Source organism: Streptomyces sp. NPDC006368 (genome assembly GCF_040612535.1).
Lineage (GTDB): Bacteria > Actinomycetota > Actinomycetes > Streptomycetales > Streptomycetaceae > Streptomyces.
Window position 1 is genome coordinate 1 of the sequence record NZ_JBEXQK010000061.1, and the last position, 15,261, is coordinate 15,261.

Sequence of the window (15,261 nt, forward strand, 5' to 3'; positions counted from 1 at the left end):
GGCGCGGGGGCCTCGGGCGCGGGGGCCTCGGGCGCGGGGGCCTCCGGCGCCCCGGAGGCCGCGGTACCGGGCGCGCTCGGCGTCTCGCGCGTCTCGCGCGTCTCGCGCCTCTCCGGGGTGGGTGATGCCTGCGCCCGGTCCGGCGCGTCGTCGCGGGCGGGCGGGGCCCCCGGGCCACGGCCCAGGGGGCGGCGGGGGCGGGGGGCGTCGGTCGGGGGCATCGTGGTCCAGGGGGCGCGGGCGAAGGGACGGCGGCCCGCGCAGGCTACCGTCAGCGTCCGCGCAGGCGCCGTACGAGAATGCTCGCGTCGCCGCGCGACTCCAGGTCGGCCAGGACCACGGCGACGGCCTCGCGGACGATGCGCCCGCGGTCGACGGCCAGGCCGTGCTCGCCGCGCAGGACCAGGCGCGCGTGCTCCAGGTCCATCAGTTCCTCGGCGGAGACGTACACGGTGATCTTCTCGTCGTGTCGTTCACGCCCGCTGGGCCGCCGGTTCGCCGCTCGCGCGCGGCGCCGGCCGGGAACGGCCGCCGGGGCCGGTGCGGGGGCCTTGCCGGTGTCCTCCGGCTCGCGGGTGCGCGGCTCGGCCGCGTCGGCCTCGGCGGCCGAGTGCTCCTGGGAGGCGGGGGCCGGGGCCGGTGCGGGGGCCGCCGCCGGGTCGCTCTCGCCGGCCGGGGCGGGGACCCGGGGCTCACCGTTCTGGCGGCGGGGGGACGACCCCTGAAGCGCCATGCCCCCGGTCGTGCGGAACAGCTCGTCGGCACCGGGCAGACTCACTCGGCGTGACACCGGGCGAGCACCTCCCTGGCGAGCTGGCGGTAGGCGGCCGCGCCGACCGAGTTCGAGGCGTACGTGGTGATCGGCTCACCGGCGACCGTGGTCTCCGGGAAGCGCACGGTCCGGCCGATCACCGTGTGGTACACGTGATCGTCGAAGGCCTCGACCACCCGCGCGAGCACCTCCCGGCTGTGCACGGTGCGCGAGTCGTACATCGTGGCGAGGATGCCGTCGAGCTCCAGGTCGGGGTTGAGCCGCTCCTGGACCTTCTCGATGGTCTCCGTCAGCAGCGCCACCCCGCGCAGTGCGAAGAACTCGCACTCCAGCGGCACTATCACCTTGTGCGCCGCCGTCAGGGCGTTGACGGTCAGCAGACCGAGCGACGGCTGACAGTCGATCACGATGTAGTCGTAGTCCTGGAGCAGCGGCTTGAGGGCCCGCTGGAGCGTGGACTCGCGCGCGACCTCGCTCACCAACTGCACTTCCGCCGCGGACAAATCGATATTGCTGGGCAGCAGGTCCATGTTGGGCACGGCGGTCTTCAGCAGTACCTCGTCCGCCGACATGCCCCGCTCCATGAGCAGGTTGTAGACGGTGAGGTCGAGCTCCATCGGGTTCACGCCGAGGCCGACCGACAGGGCGCCCTGCGGGTCGAAGTCGACGAGCAGCACCCGCCGGCCGTACTCCGCGAGCGCGGCGCCCAGGTTGATGGTCGACGTCGTCTTGCCGACGCCGCCCTTCTGGTTGCACATCGCGATGATCTTCGCGGGGCCGTGGTCGGTGAGCGGGCCCGGGATCGGGAAGTACGGCAGGGGCCGACCGGTCGGGCCGATCCGCTCGCGGCGCTGGCGGGCAGCGTCCGGGGCGAGGGTGGCCGCGTACTCCGGGTCGGGCTCGTACTCGGCGTCGGGGTCGTAGAAGTGCCCCTCGGGCACTTCGTCGTAGGCGGCGAAGTGGGTGGACTCTCGGCCACTCTCGTTGCCGGCCATGGCGTTCACGTGTTGGCCGTCCATCATCTTCATCGTGTGGGCTGTCGTCATGTGCTGCTGGCCGCTCGCGAAGGTCCGCACAGCGGCCGAGCCGGCGTCGCCGACCGTTCCTGGCCGACCACCTCCGGGAGTAAATGTCGACTCATTCACAAGTCGTCTTACCTCCTTGGGAGTGGCCAGGAAACTTATCGATAGGTCAGCGTGGCACCATGCCGACGGTTGGCGACTCTATGGCGTGTCACCGCTCCGCAGCAACACAATCGCCCGGACGCGAGCCGATGTGTCGGCAAAGAAACACTCCTATGTCAAGGGCGCACGGCTACGTATCGACACGTTTCACGGGTGTGCGAAACGGTTAAAGGGTTACGTTCGAGGCGACTTGAACCGAGGTCACAGGCCTGCGCACACGCGTCCGGCCGGACCTCGTCGAGCAAGGTCCGGCCGGATGTGTGAGGTTGACGGCAACCGTTGACGGTCGCCCGGGCTCAGCCGGTGGCTCAGCCGATGAAGGCGGCCAGGTCCACGTGCTCCAGGCCGTGGGCCTCGGCGACCTCCTTGTAGACGACCTTGCCGTCGTGGGTGTTGAGGCCCTTGGCGAGCGCGGCGTCCCGGCGCAGCGCCTCGACCCAGCCGTTGTTGGCGAGCGAGACGATGTACGGCAGCGTGGCGTTGGTCAGCGCGTACGTGGAGGTGTTCGGCACCGCGCCCGGCATGTTGGCGACGCAGTAGAAGACCGACTCGTGGACCTGGAAGGTCGGCTCGGCGTGCGTGGTCGGACGCGAGTCCTCGAAGCAGCCGCCCTGGTCGATGGCGATGTCGACAAGGACACTTCCGGGCTTCATACGGGAGACGAGCTCGTTGGTGACCAGCTTCGGAGCCTTGGCGCCCGGGATGAGCACCGCGCCGATGACGAGGTCGGCGTCGAGGACGGCCTTCTCCAGCTCGAAGGAGTTGGACATGACGGCCTTGACCTTCGTGCCGAAGATCTTGTCGGCCTCGCGCAGCTTGTTGATGTCGCGGTCGAGGAGGGTCACGTCGAAGCCCATGCCGATGGCGATCTGCGCGGCGTTCCAGCCGGAGACGCCACCGCCGATGACGACGGCCTTGGCCGGGATCACGCCCGGGACGCCGCCCGGCAGCACGCCACGGCCGCCGGCCGCGCGCATCAGGTGGTAGGCGCCGACCTGCGGGGCGAGGCGGCCCGCGACCTCCGACATGGGGGCGAGCAGCGGCAGCGCGCGGTTGGCGGTCTCGACCGTCTCGTACGCGATGGCCGTGGTGCCGGAGGCGATCAGGGCGTCCGTGCACTCGCGGGAGGCGGCGAGGTGGAGGTAGGTGAAGAGCGTCTGGTCCTTGCGGAGGCGGTGGTACTCCTCCGCGATGGGCTCCTTGACCTTCAGCAGCAGGTCGGCGGTGGCCCAGACCTCGTCGGCGGTGGGCAGGATCTCGGCACCGGCGGCCACGTACTCGTCGTCCGTGATCGAGGAGCCGACGCCGGCGTTCTGCTCGATGAAGACCTGGTGGCCGTTGCGGACGAGCTCGTGCACGCCGGCGGGGGTGATGGCCACCCGGAACTCGTTGTTCTTGACCTCGCGGGGGATGCCGACCTTCACGTCGATCACGGTCCTTGGCTCAGGGGGTACGGGGGTACGGGGGCAATGCAATACATACCCGGATGCAGCGGACGCACCGGGATGGACCGCGGTGAATCGCGGCTCACCCAGTCTATTGAAGGACTTCCCGTTGTCTAGCCTTGCAATGACCTAATCTTTGGCTGAAGCACTGCGGATTTCGTAGGCTGACGCGCCGTTTTCCAGCAGTCGATCGGCCGCAGCGCGGTGCAGCCGGGCCGCCGCCGGATCTCCGAGCCGGTCGAGCGTGTCCGCCAGCCGCAGCTGGAGCGCCGCGAGAAGCCGCACGTCCTTGGCCTGCCGGGCGCAGGCGATCGCCTCCTCGCAGGTGCGCAGCGACTCCTGCGGCCGCCCCGCGTACTCCTGGACCCGGGCGATTTCGCTCAACGCCCGCGCGTGGCCGGGGAGATCACCGAGACGGCGATATCCGGCCGCGGCCGCTCGCCAGTCGCGCAGCGCCTCGCCGTACCGGCCGGCGTAGGTGTGGACGGCGCCGAGCCTGCCGTACAGCCGCGCCTGGTCCGCCCGCTCGTCCCGCGCGAGCCGCTGGGTCAGGGCGCGCCCGTACCAGTCGGCGGCGCGCTGCCAGTCCCCCAGCTCCTGGTACGCGCCCCCTACGGATTCCATCGCCCGGCCGGTCGCGTACGGGTCGTTCGCGTCGCGTCCGGCGTCCAGCGCGGCCCGGTAGCGCACCAGGGCGTCCCGGGTCCGGCCGGTCCGGGCGTCGAGGTCGGCGAGGTTCAGCAGTGCGGCGGCCCGCTCCCGGTGCAGTCCGCGCCGCTCGGCCACATCGAGCACGAGCCGGTGCAGCCCGTACAGCTCGGGCGCCGCGGCCTCGTCGCCCCGGTGTGCGGTGAACGCCCGCACCAGGGCCGCGATCAGGCGCCGCGCCAGGGTGTCGAGCTCCCCGTCGGCGACCGCGAGGCGGGCCGCGGCCAGCAGCGCGGGCTGCCGGGTGCGCAGCCACGCGGCGGCGGTGGCCGGGTCGGCGAAGCGCAGGGCGCGCGGCTGTCCGGCGAGCCTGCGACGGGCGGAGGACCCCTCCGGTTCGGTGACCGCGCGACAGGCCTGCAGCAGCCGAACGGTCCGCTCCAGCATGCGGGCCCGCGCCAGCTGCACCTCGGCGGGCCGGTCCTCGCTCTCCAGCCGCTCCCGCAGCAGCGGTACGAGGCAACCGGGCACCTCGTACTGGTCGGCGTTTCCCTCGCGTACGAGGCCGAAGGCGGCGAAGCCCTCCAGGGTGGAGCGCGCGGCCGACACCGAGCAGCCGGCCAGCGCGGAGACGGTGTGCGCGTCGGCGAGGCCGAGCGGGGCGAGGGCCAGCAGCCGCAGCAGCCGCGCGGCGGGGGACGGCAGCGCCTCGTACACCAGGCGGAAGGCGCGGGCGAGCGGGCGGGCGGCGGTCGGCCGATCGGGGTCGTCGGACACGGACCGCAGCCGTTTGTTGAGGTCGGCCACGGACGACATGGGGCGGGCCGCGAGCCAGCCGCCGGCGAGGATGAGGGCGGCGGGCTGGCCGCCGCACAGTTCGGTGAGCGCCTCGGCGGCCTGCGGGTCGACGGTGATGCGCACCGAGCCGGTGAAGCCGTCGAGGAGTTCGATGGCGGACTTGGGGTCCAGGCCGCCGATCGTGCAGGGCCGCACCCCGGGGATGCCGGTGAGCGGCCCCTGGGCGACCGCGACGACCAGACAGTCGGAGTTGTCCGGCAGCAGCGGGGCGACCTGGTCGGCGTCGGCGGCGTCATCGAGGAGCAGGACCATGCGGCGCCCGGCGAGGGCCTCGCGCAGCAGCTGGGTGAGCTCGTCCTCGTCCGCTCCGGCGGGGCCGGTGATCCCGAGGTCGGCGAGGAGGTCACGGGCGGTCCGTTCGGTGGGGACGGGCTGTCCGCCCGGCTCGGTCAGCCGGGCGGACAGCACCCCGTCCCCGTACTCCCCGCCCGCGGTGAGCCGGCGGACCAGTTCGCCGGCGAGGGTGGTGCGTCCGCTGCCGGGCCGGCCGGCGATGAGCAGCACCCGGGGGTGCGGGGCCTTCCGGCCGGCGATGGTGTCGAGGCCGGCGACCTCGATGTCGGCCCGCAGCGCCTTCAGCTCGCGCTGCCGGCCGAAGAACCGAACGCGTGACGGCTCAGCGCCCTCGTCGAAGTCCACCGGCTCAACCGCCGCCTCATCCGCCACGGGTCACGCTCCCGTCCACCTGCGCACGTGCTGTCCTGCCCGTTGTCCGGGCGGGTGATCCGAGCGTAGTTCAGCCGGGTGGGGCATCCCGGCCGTGGAGCGGGGGCGGGGCGGACAGATCGCCCGTTCGGATCAACAGATCGTCACATGGATCGGCCGGGCGGGGGGTGGTCATGCCTCGAACGGCCGGGCCGGCCAGGGGGCCTCCGCCGGGCGCAGCGCGTCGAGACCGTCACCGGCCTGCGCCGCCAGCACCGAGAGGACGCCCACGACCAGGCAGTTGTTGTGCAGCTCACCGGCGAGCACGCCCCGGACCAGCTCGTCGAGCGGCACCCGGGCGATCTCCATGTCGGCCTCCTCCTCGGCGACCTCGAACCGCTCGCCCTCCGAGGCCGACAGACCGCGCGCGAGGAAGATCCGTACGGCTTCGTCGCAGCCGCCGGGCGTGGTGTACACGTCCGTCAGGACGTTCCACCGGTCCGCCTTGACGTGGGCCTCCTCGTACAGCTCGCGCACCGCCGCGCTCAGCGGGTTCTCGCCGGGCACGTCGAGCAGACCGGCCGGGATCTCCCACAGCTTCTGCCGCACCGGGTGGCGGTACTGGCGCAGGACGAGGACCCGGCCCTCGTCGTCGAGGGCGAGGACCGCCACGGAGCCGGGGTGGACCTGGTAGTCACGGCGTACGACGGTCCCGTCCGGCATGACCACGTCGTCGGTGCGGACACTCGTCTTGTTGCCCTTGAACGGCACGTCGGTCGCGGTGACCCGCCACTCCTCGGGCGTGTCCTTGATGGTCATGAAAGACGTCCTCCCTCGTACACAGACGTACACAGAAAACCGGGGCACGTGCCCTGATCAGGCGCGTACCCCGGTCAACCGTATCGCTAGCGGACTACTTGCCCGTCTTGCGCGCACCCTGCTGTCGTTCGACGGCCGCCTTCACCAGCCCGGCGAACAGCGGGTGCGGGCGCGTGGGGCGGGAGCGCAGCTCCGGGTGCGCCTGGGTGGCGACCAGGTAGGGGTGCACCTCGCGCGGGTACTCGACGTACTCGACCAGCTTGTTGTCCGGGGAGGTGCCGGAGAAGACGATGCCCGCCTTCTTCTCCAGCTCCGCGCGGTAGGCGTTGTTCACCTCGTAGCGGTGGCGGTGGCGCTCGTCGACGTACGGCTGGTCGCCGTAGACCTCACGGACGATGGAGCCCTCGGCCAGCTTCGCCGGGTACAGGCCCAGACGCATCGTTCCGCCCAGGTCGCCGGCGCCCTCGACGTACGCCAGCTGCTCCTCCATCGTCGAGATGACGGGGTGGGAGGTGGCCGGGTCGAACTCGGTGGAGTTGGCGTCGGCGATGCCGGCGAGGTTCCGCGCGGCCTCGACCACGATGCACTGGAGGCCCAGGCACAGGCCCAGCAGCGGGATCTTGCTCTCGCGGGCGTACTGGATGGCGCCGACCTTGCCGTTGACGCCGCGCTCGCCGAAGCCGCCGGGGATGACGATCGCGTCGACGTCGCCGAGCTGCTTGGCCGCGCCCGCCTGCGTCTTGCAGTCGTCGGAGGTGACCCACTTGACCTTGACGCGGGCCTTGTTGGCGAAGCCACCGGCGCGCATGGCCTCGGTCACCGACAGGTAGGCGTCGGGCAGGTCGATGTACTTGCCGACGAGCGCGACCGTGACCTCGTGGTCGGGGTTGTGGACGCGGTCCAGCAGGTCGTCCCACGTCCTCCAGTCGACGTCACGGAACGGCAGGTCCAGCTTGCGCACGACGTAGGCGTCCAGACCCTCGGTGTGCAGCACCTTGGGGATGTCGTAGATCGACTTGGCGTCGATGGCCGCGACCACGGCCGCCTCGTCGACGTCGCACATCAGGGAGATCTTGCGCTTGATCGCGGTGGGCACGTCACGGTCGGCGCGCAGCACGATCGCGTCGGGCTGGATACCGATGTTGCGCAGGGCCGCGACCGAGTGCTGCGTCGGCTTGGTCTTCAGCTCGCCGGAGGGGCCGATGTAGGGCAGCAGCGAGATGTGCACGACGAAGACGTTGTCGCGGCCGACCTCGTGGCGGACCTGGCGGACGGTCTCCAGGAACGGCAGCGACTCGATGTCACCGACCGTGCCCCCGACCTCCGTGATGACGACGTCGACGTCGTCGGTCGCCATGCGGCGGATGCGGTGCTTGATCTCGTTGGTGATGTGCGGGATGACCTGGACGGTGTCGCCGAGGTACTCGCCGCGCCGCTCCTTGGCGATGACCTGGCTGTAGACCTGGCCGGTGGTGACGTTGGCCGAGCCGTCGAGGTCGACGTCGAGGAAGCGCTCGTAGTGGCCGATGTCCAGGTCGGTCTCGGCGCCGTCGTTGGTGACGAACACCTCACCGTGCTGGAACGGGTTCATCGTGCCGGGGTCGACGTTGAGGTACGGGTCCAGCTTCTGCATCGTGACCCGCAGGCCCCGCGCCTTGAGGAGCGCACCCAGGCTGGAGGCGGTCAGCCCCTTGCCGAGGGAGGACGCGACACCCCCGGTGACGAAGATGTGCTTGGTCGTCGTGGATTTGGGCGGCATGGCCAAGAGGGGGCTCCCGTGGTCGCGGTCTGGAAGTGCGTACCGGCGTCCGGTCCGGAGGATTCCGGGGGTGCCGTCGCTGCGGTTCGGGGGCCGCCGTTTCGTTGTGCGGCGCCCACCGGTCCACGGGCTACCAGGGTATCAGCGCCGCGAGGAGACCGCTTCCGACCACGCTCGGCACACGGATTCGTACAGCCTGCTACGGGCTCACCCGTTCGGCTCAGTGGGCGGCAGCCGCTCCACCAGGACGATCACACAGATGGCCTGGGAGCATCGTATTCTGCTCTGACATTCTCCCTGACCCCTCACCAGCAAGCGCCCCGCGGGGCGAACGTGGCCGTTCGACTGGAGATGCACGTGGCCGGGCGCATCGAAGACTACGCACTCATCGGAGACATGCAGACCGCTGCCCTGGTCTGCCGGGACGGCACGGCCGACTGGCTGTGCCTGCCCCGCTTCGATTCGCACGCCGTCTTCGCAGGACTCCTCGGTACCGAGGAGCACGGTTTCTGGCGGATCGGCCCGGCGCACCCCGAAGGTGCCGAGCCGCCCGCCGCCGACCGGCGCCGCTACCGCGGCGACTCACTCATCCTCGAATCCGAGTGGGACTCACCGGGCCGGGGCACGGTCCGCGTGACCGACTTCATGCCGCCGCGTGACGGCGCCCCGCAGTTGGTGCGGATCGTGGAGGGGGTCAGCGGCCGGGTGCGGATGCGGTCCGCGCTGCGGATGCGGTTCAGCTACGGACGTGTGGTGCCGTGGGTGCACAAGGTCGACGGCCGTACGGTCGCCGTCGCCGGCCCCGACTCCGTCTGGCTGGACACCGACGAGGAGACGCACGGCGAGAACCTCACCACGTACTCCGACTTCACCGTCTCCGCGGGCGAGCGGATCGCGTTCACCATCAGCTGGCAGCCCTCGCACCACCAGCCGCCGCCGCTGCCGGACCCGGAGGGCGCGCTGGAGGCCACCTCCGCGTTCTGGCGCGAGTGGGTCGACCACTGCACGTACCGCGGGCCCTACCGCGAGGCCGTGGTCCGCTCCCTGATCACGCTGAAGGCGCTGACGTACGCCCCGACGGGCGGCATCGTCGCCGCGCCCACCACCTCGCTGCCCGAGGACATCGGCGGGGTGCGCAACTGGGACTACCGCTACACCTGGCTGCGGGACGCCGCGATCACCCTGTCCTCGCTGCTGCGCACCGGCTACCGCGAGGAGGCCCGCGCCTGGCGCGAGTGGCTGCTGCGCGCGGTCGCCGGCGACCCGGAGAACCTGCAGATCATGTACGGCATCGCGGGCGAGCGCGAGCTGGGCGAGGCGGAGCTGGACTGGCTGCCGGGGTACGAGGACTCCGCCCCGGTCCGGGTCGGCAACGGCGCCGCGGCACAGCTCCAGCTCGATGTGTACGGCGAGGTCACCGAGGCCCTGCACCTGGCGCACATGACGGGTCTGGCCCGCAACGACTACGCCTCCCTGCTCCAGCTGAAGCTGATCAAGTACCTGGAGGACCACTGGGACCAGCCGGACGAGGGCATCTGGGAGGTGCGCGGCCCGCGCCGCCACTTCGTGCACTCGAAGGTCATGGCGTGGGTCGCGGTGGACCGGACGATCAAGCTGATCGAGTCGGGTGACGCGGACGGTCCGCTGGAGAAGTGGCGTGAGCTGCGCGACACGATCCACCGGGACGTGTGCGAGAAGGGCTACGACCCGGAGCGCAACACGTTCACGCAGTCGTACGGCTCCAAGGAGCTGGACGCCTCGCTGCTGCTGATTCCGCAGGTGGGGTTCCTGCCGCCGGACGACAAGCGGGTCATCGGCACGATCGAGGCGATCCAGCGGGAGCTGTCCACGGAGGACGGCTTCATCCTGCGCTACCCGACCGAGGGCGCCGAGGAGGGCGTGGACGGTCTGCCCGGCGACGAGGGCGCGTTCCTGGCGTGCTCGTTCTGGATGGCGGACGACCTGGCGATGATCGGGCGGGTCGACGAGGCGCGCAGGCTGTTCGAGAAGCTGCTGGCGCTGCGGAACGACCTGGGGCTGCTGGCGGAGGAGTGGGATCCGCGCCTGCAGCGCCAGGTCGGGAACTTCCCGCAGGCGTTCAGCCACGTGCCGCTGATCGACACGGCACTGCGGCTGACGGCGTCGGGCGCGTACGGCGGCTAACAGGCGGCGATCACCTCCCGGGCGGCGCGCTCACCCTCGGTCGCGCCGCCCTCCATGAAGCCCTGGAAGTCGTAACTGCAGTGCTCGCCGCCGATGTGGATGGTGGAGCCGGGGCCCTGCGGGGTGCCCTCGTAGCCCGCGTACCGGTGCAGGTAGCCCACCGGCCAGTACGAGTAGGCGCCGAGCGCGTACGGGTTGTGGTGCCAGGCGGAGAGCTGGGCGCGGCCGGTCCAGGTTCTTGACGTGCCGGGGAAGAACGCGTCGATGCCGCGCAGCCGGCGGGCGGCGAGGTCGCGCACGTACGGGTCGGACTCGGTGGAGAACGGCCCGGCCGGCGTCAGGGCCTTGGCGAGGGTGCCGCCGTTGTACTGGATGAGGATGCCGCCCGTGCCGGGCTGGATCTTGGTGGTGTCCCAGGTCTGCTGGACGTCGGTGTCGGTGAAGCAGTCGCCCGCCGAGACGCCGGGCCAGGGGCCGGTGCCGCGCCAGGGGCGGGTGGCGCACTGCAGGTTGAGCTTGGTGCAGTGCCCCATGCGCGCGTCGCGCAGCAGGTTCTTCATGAGCGGGTCGAAGCCGGCCTGGGTCAGGTCGAGCCGCTGGAGCACGGGCAGCGGGACGCACAGGATGGTGTGGTCGGCGGTGACGGTGCGGGTGGTGCCGCCCTCGGTGAAGGTGAGCGTCTGGGTGGAGTCGGCGTTGGCGCGCACGGCGGTCAGGGACCAGCCCATGCGCAGGGTGCCGGGGGGAAGTGACCGGGCGATGGCGTTCGGCAGTCGGTCGTTGCCGCCGGTGATGTGGTAGCGCTCGTTGGACAGGCCCCAGACGTTGAAGTGGCCCGGATTGGTCTGATAGCCCATCAGCAGAACGAGGGCCAGGGACGACTGTTCGGTGGTGTCGGCGCCGTACTCGACGTTGTACGCGACGTCGATGAACTGCCCGAGGGGTGAGGCGTGCCCGCCGGGGACGCGGCTCTCGATCCAGTCGTATATCGACATGGTGTCAAGTTCGGTGCCCCGGGCGGTGCTCTGGTTCCACGTGACCTCGCCGGCTTCCCGGAGGTCGCGGTGGAGCTTCTGGTATACGGCCTTGAAGTCCTCGTCGGCCTGGTGGCGCGGGTAGTAGGTGCCGTCGAACCACAGGACTTCCTCGGCGCCCGCGGGTCCGCCGCCGAGGAAGTCCTCGACGGGCAGACCGAAGCGGCGGCACAGTTCGAGGATCTTCTTGTGGCTGGTGTCGATCAGCTCCCCGCCGATCTCGGAGGTCTGGCCGTAGGCCCAGTGGTCGCGCTGCGTCCACATGCGGCCGCCGACGCGGGTGGGATCGGCCTCGTAGAGCGTGCAGTTCAGGCCCGCGTCGTGGAGGGTGAGGGCGGCGGTCAGGCCGGCGATGCCGGCGCCGACGACGGCGATGCGCGGGGCGGTGCCCCCGGCCGCGCGGGCGGGGGTTGGCCGCGCCGCGACGGCCGTGCCGACGCTCGCGGCGAGGCCCAGGGCGGCTGCGCGGCGGAGCAGTTCGCGGCGGGTGGAGCCGCGGACCTCGGCGACGGGCAGGTTCAGCCGTCGTGCGGCGGCGTGCTGGGCGGCGAGTTGGCGCAGGGCGTGCATCAGGGGCGTACGGGACATGGGGGATCTCCTCAGACGGTGGCGGGCTGTTGGTCTTCGTCAGCGTGGTCTTCGCGCTCCGCCGCGTCCTCCAGGACGATCCGGCCGATGAGCTCGTACCGCTCGGGCTGTCCGGCCTTCAGGTGGAGGCCGAGGCCCAGACCGCCGACGAAGACCGCGCCGACGATCCACGGGATGAGGGTGAAGAAGAGGGAGTCGGCGGCGAGGCCCGCGGCGGTCTCCATGTTCAGGACGAGCAGGACGACGACCGCCGTCATGCCGATGCCGCCGAGCAGAGGGGCGGTGAAGGTCCGGAACCAGTGCCGGTCCTCGGGGTGGTTCCTGCGGAAGTAGCCGATGACGGCGAACGAGCAGAGGGTCTGGACGATCAGGATCGCCATCGTGCCGAGGATGGCGAGCAGGGTGTAGAGGTGGATGTACGGGTCGTGGCCGGTGAGCCAGAAGGCGCCGACGAGGGTGACGGCGATGGCGGTCTGGACGTACGAGGCGATGTACGGGGAGCCGTGCCGGGCGTGCGTACGGCCGAGGGCGGGGTGGAGGAAGCCCTCACGGCCGATGGCGTAGAGGTAGCGCGAGGCGCACTGGTGGAAGGCCATGCCGCAGGCGAACGAGCCGGTGAGCAGCAGCCACTGGAAGGCGTCGACGGCCCAGGCGCCGATGTAGGACCGGGCCGGCGCGAAGAAGAGGTCGAGGGGGCTCGCGGAGGACGACAGCGTGACGGAGCCGCTCAGGCCGTTGCCGGCGATCGTCATCCAGGAGACGTAGATGTAGAAGAGGCCGACGCCGATGACGGAGACGAGGGTGGCGCGGGGGATGACGCGCTTGGGGTCGCGCGACTCCTCGCCGTACATCGCCGTCGACTCGAAGCCGACCCAGGACCAGAAGGCGAAGAAGAGACCGAGGCCGGCGGAGGTGCCGGTGAAGGCGTTGGCGGGGTTGATGGGCTCGGTGGGTATGCCGTCCGGGCCGCCGCCCGCGATCAGCACGGCCGTGGCGACGGCGAACAGCACCGCGATCTCGGCGACCAGCATCACCCCCAGCGCCTTGGCGGTGAGGTTGATGTCGAAGTGCGCGAGGACGGCGGTGACGGCGAGCATCCCGGCCGCGTACACGATCCACGGGAGGTCGACGCCCAGCTGGTCGGCGACGGTCGTCTTGGTGAAGTAGGCGAAGACGCCGACGATCGAGGCCTCGAAGACGATGTACGCGAGGACCGCGAGCATGCCGGACGCCATGCCGGCGATCCGGCCGAGGCCGTGCGAGATGTAGCCGTAGAAGGCGCCGGCGGCCGTGATCCGCTTCGCCATCGCGACGTAGCCGACGGAGAAGACGGTCAGGACGAGCGTCGCGAACAGGTAGCCGGCGGGGGCGCCGGTGCCGTTGCCGAAGCCGACCGCGATGGGGAGGTTGCCGGTCATCGCGGTGATCGGCGCGGCGGTGGCGACCGCCATGAAGACGACGCCGACGAGGCCGACCGAGTTCGCCTTGAGGCGCTGCACCTCGGGGGTGCGGTGCGCTGCGGGGTTCTGTGCCATGCCGGGAGACCTTCCTCCGGCGTGACGTACACCACAAGCGACATGCGGTCGTACAAACGCCGCGTGGGGGCGACGAGTTGTCGAGGGGTGCCGGATGCCGTCATCCGCGCGTGATGTCGCCGGAACACGGAGGCGGGTAGCGTCCGGCTGCATGAACGAACAGGGCGGCGGGATCACCGTGCAGCGGGCACTGGAGCTCCCCGGGCTGCGCGGCGGACTCCCGGAGGTGGTGGCGGGCGCGGACCGGCTGCACCGCACGGTGCGCTGGGTGCACGCCGGTGAGGTGCCGAACATCGCGTCGCTGCTGAAGGGCGGCGAGCTGCTGCTGACGACCGGGCTGGGGCTCGGGACGCGGCCGGCCGAGCAGCGGGCGTTCGTGCGGCGGCTGGCGGACCGGGGCATCGCCGCGCTGGTGGTGGAGCTCGGGCCGCGGTTCGCGCGGCTGCCGGCGACCCTCGTGGAGACGGCACGGACGGCGGGGCTGCCGCTGGTGCAGCTCCACCGGGAGGTGCCCTTCGTGTCCGTGACGGAGGAGGTCCACACCGAGATCGTCAACGGCCACTACGCGATGCTGCGGCAGGCCGAGGAGGTGCACCGGCGGTGCACGGAGGCGCTGCTGGGCGGGGGCGGGGTGCCGCAGGTCCTGGGCATCCTCGCGGACTTCGCGGCGAATCCGGTGTTCCTGGAGACCGCGGACGGCTCGCTGCTGTACGCCGCGGGTACGGAGGCGGGCCCGCCCGCCTGCGCCGACCCGCTCCAGGTGTGGGAGGGGCTGCGCGGCCAGCGGGAGGCACGGCGGGCGGGCCCGCCGACGGGCGCGGTGCTGGTGGACGTCCCGGGCGGCGGCCCCGGCGCGGCGTCGGTACGCGCCCGTCTGGTACTGCTCGCCGTGTCGGGGCCCCTGTCCCTGGTGCACCGCATGGCGGCGGAGCGGGCCGCGGGGATCCTGGCCGTGGTGCTGATGCAGGCGCGGCAGGAGGAGGAGCTGGCGGCACGCGGCCGGGGTGACTTCCTCACCGACCTCGCCGAAGGCCGCATCTCGGCCGAGGACGCGCCGGCGCAGGCCCGGGTGCTGGGTTTCAAGCCGGGCGACGGCCCGCTGCTGCCGGTCGTCATGCGCCTCGCCCCGGAGCTCTCCCCGTCGGGCAACTGGTCCCTGCTGGCCCGTGCGGTGCTGGAGGAGCTGGGCTCGGTGGGCGTTCCGGTCCTGCTGGGCGTGCGGCCGGTGGAGGGCCGGGTGCCGCTGCTGCTGGGTCTGCGCGCCGAGTCGGAGCGGGCGGCGGTGGCCGACCGGGTGGCGGAGGCGCTGCGGGCCGGTGTGGCCCGCGCGGGCCTCGAACGCGCCGGTGGGCACCCGCCGGTCGTCGTGGTGGGTGTCGCGGGCGGCTGGGCGGCGGCCTCGGCGGGCCTGCGGCACGCCGGGGAGACGGCGACGGCCGCGCGGGGTCTGCCGGACCGCCCCTGGTACGACGCGCGGCGCCTCGATATCGACCTGCTGCTGTGGCGGCTGCGCCACCATGGTGAGGGCGCCGCCCTGGCGGCCTTCGTGGATCGGGCCATCGGCCCGCTGCGCGATCACGACCGGACGTCACGGCCGCCCCTGCTGCCCACCCTGGAGACGTACCTGGCGCACGCGGGCCGCAAGGCGGAGACGGCGCGCGAGCTGCACCTCAACCGCCAGACCCTCTACAACCGCCTGGCCCGCATAGGTGACCTCCTGGGCACGGATCTGGACGACCCGCAGACGGTCCTGGCCCTCTCGCTGGCCCTGCGGGCGCGGCGGCACACCATGTGACGCGCTCTCCCCCGGC

At 71.9% G+C, this 15,261-nt stretch carries 10 protein-coding genes and 1 pseudogene; 2 read left to right on the top strand and 9 right to left on the bottom strand.

Translation table 11 applies throughout. The features are described from left to right. The 7 genes and pseudogenes from ABZZ38_RS28560 to ABZZ38_RS28590 all read right to left on the bottom strand — a co-directional run. Nucleotides 1-221 (bottom strand): annotated as a pseudogene (locus ABZZ38_RS28560) (segregation/condensation protein A); the annotation flags it as partial. A gap of 50 nt (nt 222-271) precedes the next feature. Then, nucleotides 272-790 (bottom strand): hypothetical protein, encoded by a 519-nt coding sequence (locus tag ABZZ38_RS28565; protein WP_356745111.1) that lies wholly within the window; start codon nt 788-790, stop codon nt 272-274. Next, nucleotides 775-1,800 (bottom strand): ParA family protein, encoded by a 1,026-nt coding sequence (locus tag ABZZ38_RS28570; protein WP_356745145.1) that lies wholly within the window; start codon nt 1,798-1,800, stop codon nt 775-777. The genes ABZZ38_RS28565 and ABZZ38_RS28570 overlap by 16 nt, the downstream gene beginning before the upstream one ends. 464 nt (nt 1,801-2,264) lie before the next feature. Then, on the bottom strand, nt 2,265-3,380 hold the full coding sequence (gene ald, locus ABZZ38_RS28575; protein WP_356745147.1) for an alanine dehydrogenase: 1,116 nt from the start codon (nt 3,378-3,380) through the stop codon (nt 2,265-2,267). A 150-nt stretch (nt 3,381-3,530) separates the two neighbouring features. Then, the gene (locus ABZZ38_RS28580; RefSeq protein ID WP_356745149.1) at nt 3,531-5,546 is read right to left on the bottom strand and encodes a tetratricopeptide repeat protein; all 2,016 of its coding nucleotides are present in this window, start codon (nt 5,544-5,546) and stop codon (nt 3,531-3,533) included. Between the two features lie 198 nt (nt 5,547-5,744). After that, nucleotides 5,745-6,371, bottom strand: a complete 627-nt coding sequence (locus ABZZ38_RS28585; RefSeq protein WP_356745113.1) for an NUDIX hydrolase — start codon at nt 6,369-6,371, stop codon at nt 5,745-5,747. 94 nt (nt 6,372-6,465) lie between these two features. Further along, nucleotides 6,466-8,130, bottom strand: a complete 1,665-nt coding sequence (locus ABZZ38_RS28590) for a CTP synthase (protein WP_356745115.1) — start codon at nt 8,128-8,130, stop codon at nt 6,466-6,468. A 357-nt stretch (nt 8,131-8,487) separates the two neighbouring features. On the opposite strand from ABZZ38_RS28590, the gene ABZZ38_RS28595 reads away from it, so the two are divergent. Then, nucleotides 8,488-10,293 carry a glycoside hydrolase family 15 protein gene (locus ABZZ38_RS28595; RefSeq protein ID WP_356745151.1) on the top strand — a complete coding sequence of 602 codons (1,806 nt, stop codon included), beginning with the start codon at nt 8,488-8,490 and terminating at the stop codon, nt 10,291-10,293. On the opposite strand, the gene ABZZ38_RS28600 is transcribed toward ABZZ38_RS28595, so the two are convergent. Then, entirely contained in the window at nt 10,290-11,915 is a 1,626-nt protein-coding gene (locus ABZZ38_RS28600; RefSeq protein ID WP_356745117.1) for an NAD(P)/FAD-dependent oxidoreductase, read from the bottom strand. The genes ABZZ38_RS28595 and ABZZ38_RS28600 overlap by 4 nt on opposite strands. A gap of 11 nt (nt 11,916-11,926) precedes the next feature. Continuing rightward, entirely contained in the window at nt 11,927-13,450 is a 1,524-nt protein-coding gene (locus ABZZ38_RS28605; protein ID WP_356745119.1) for an APC family permease, read from the bottom strand. Between the two features lie 151 nt (nt 13,451-13,601). On the opposite strand from ABZZ38_RS28605, the gene ABZZ38_RS28610 reads away from it, so the two are divergent. Further along, nucleotides 13,602-15,245 carry a PucR family transcriptional regulator gene (locus ABZZ38_RS28610; protein WP_356745121.1) on the top strand — a complete coding sequence of 548 codons (1,644 nt, stop codon included), beginning with the start codon at nt 13,602-13,604 and terminating at the stop codon, nt 15,243-15,245. The last annotated feature ends 16 nt before the right edge of the window (nt 15,246-15,261 follow it).

What these genes read in the sequence shown, in the direction of transcription:
- ABZZ38_RS28570 (WP_356745145.1), bottom strand. Translation starts at nt 1,800, where the DNA reads ATGAAGATGATGGACGGCCAACACGTGAACGCCATGGCCGGCAACGAG.
- ABZZ38_RS28585 (WP_356745113.1), bottom strand. Translation starts at nt 6,371, where the DNA reads ATGACCATCAAGGACACGCCCGAGGAGTGGCGGGTCACCGCGACCGAC.
- ABZZ38_RS28590 (WP_356745115.1), bottom strand. Translation starts at nt 8,130, where the DNA reads ATGCCGCCCAAATCCACGACGACCAAGCACATCTTCGTCACCGGGGGT.
- ABZZ38_RS28600 (WP_356745117.1), bottom strand. Translation starts at nt 11,915, where the DNA reads ATGTCCCGTACGCCCCTGATGCACGCCCTGCGCCAACTCGCCGCCCAG.
- ABZZ38_RS28605 (WP_356745119.1), bottom strand. Translation starts at nt 13,450, where the DNA reads ATGGCACAGAACCCCGCAGCGCACCGCACCCCCGAGGTGCAGCGCCTC.
- ABZZ38_RS28610 (WP_356745121.1), top strand. Translation starts at nt 13,602, where the DNA reads ATGAACGAACAGGGCGGCGGGATCACCGTGCAGCGGGCACTGGAGCTC.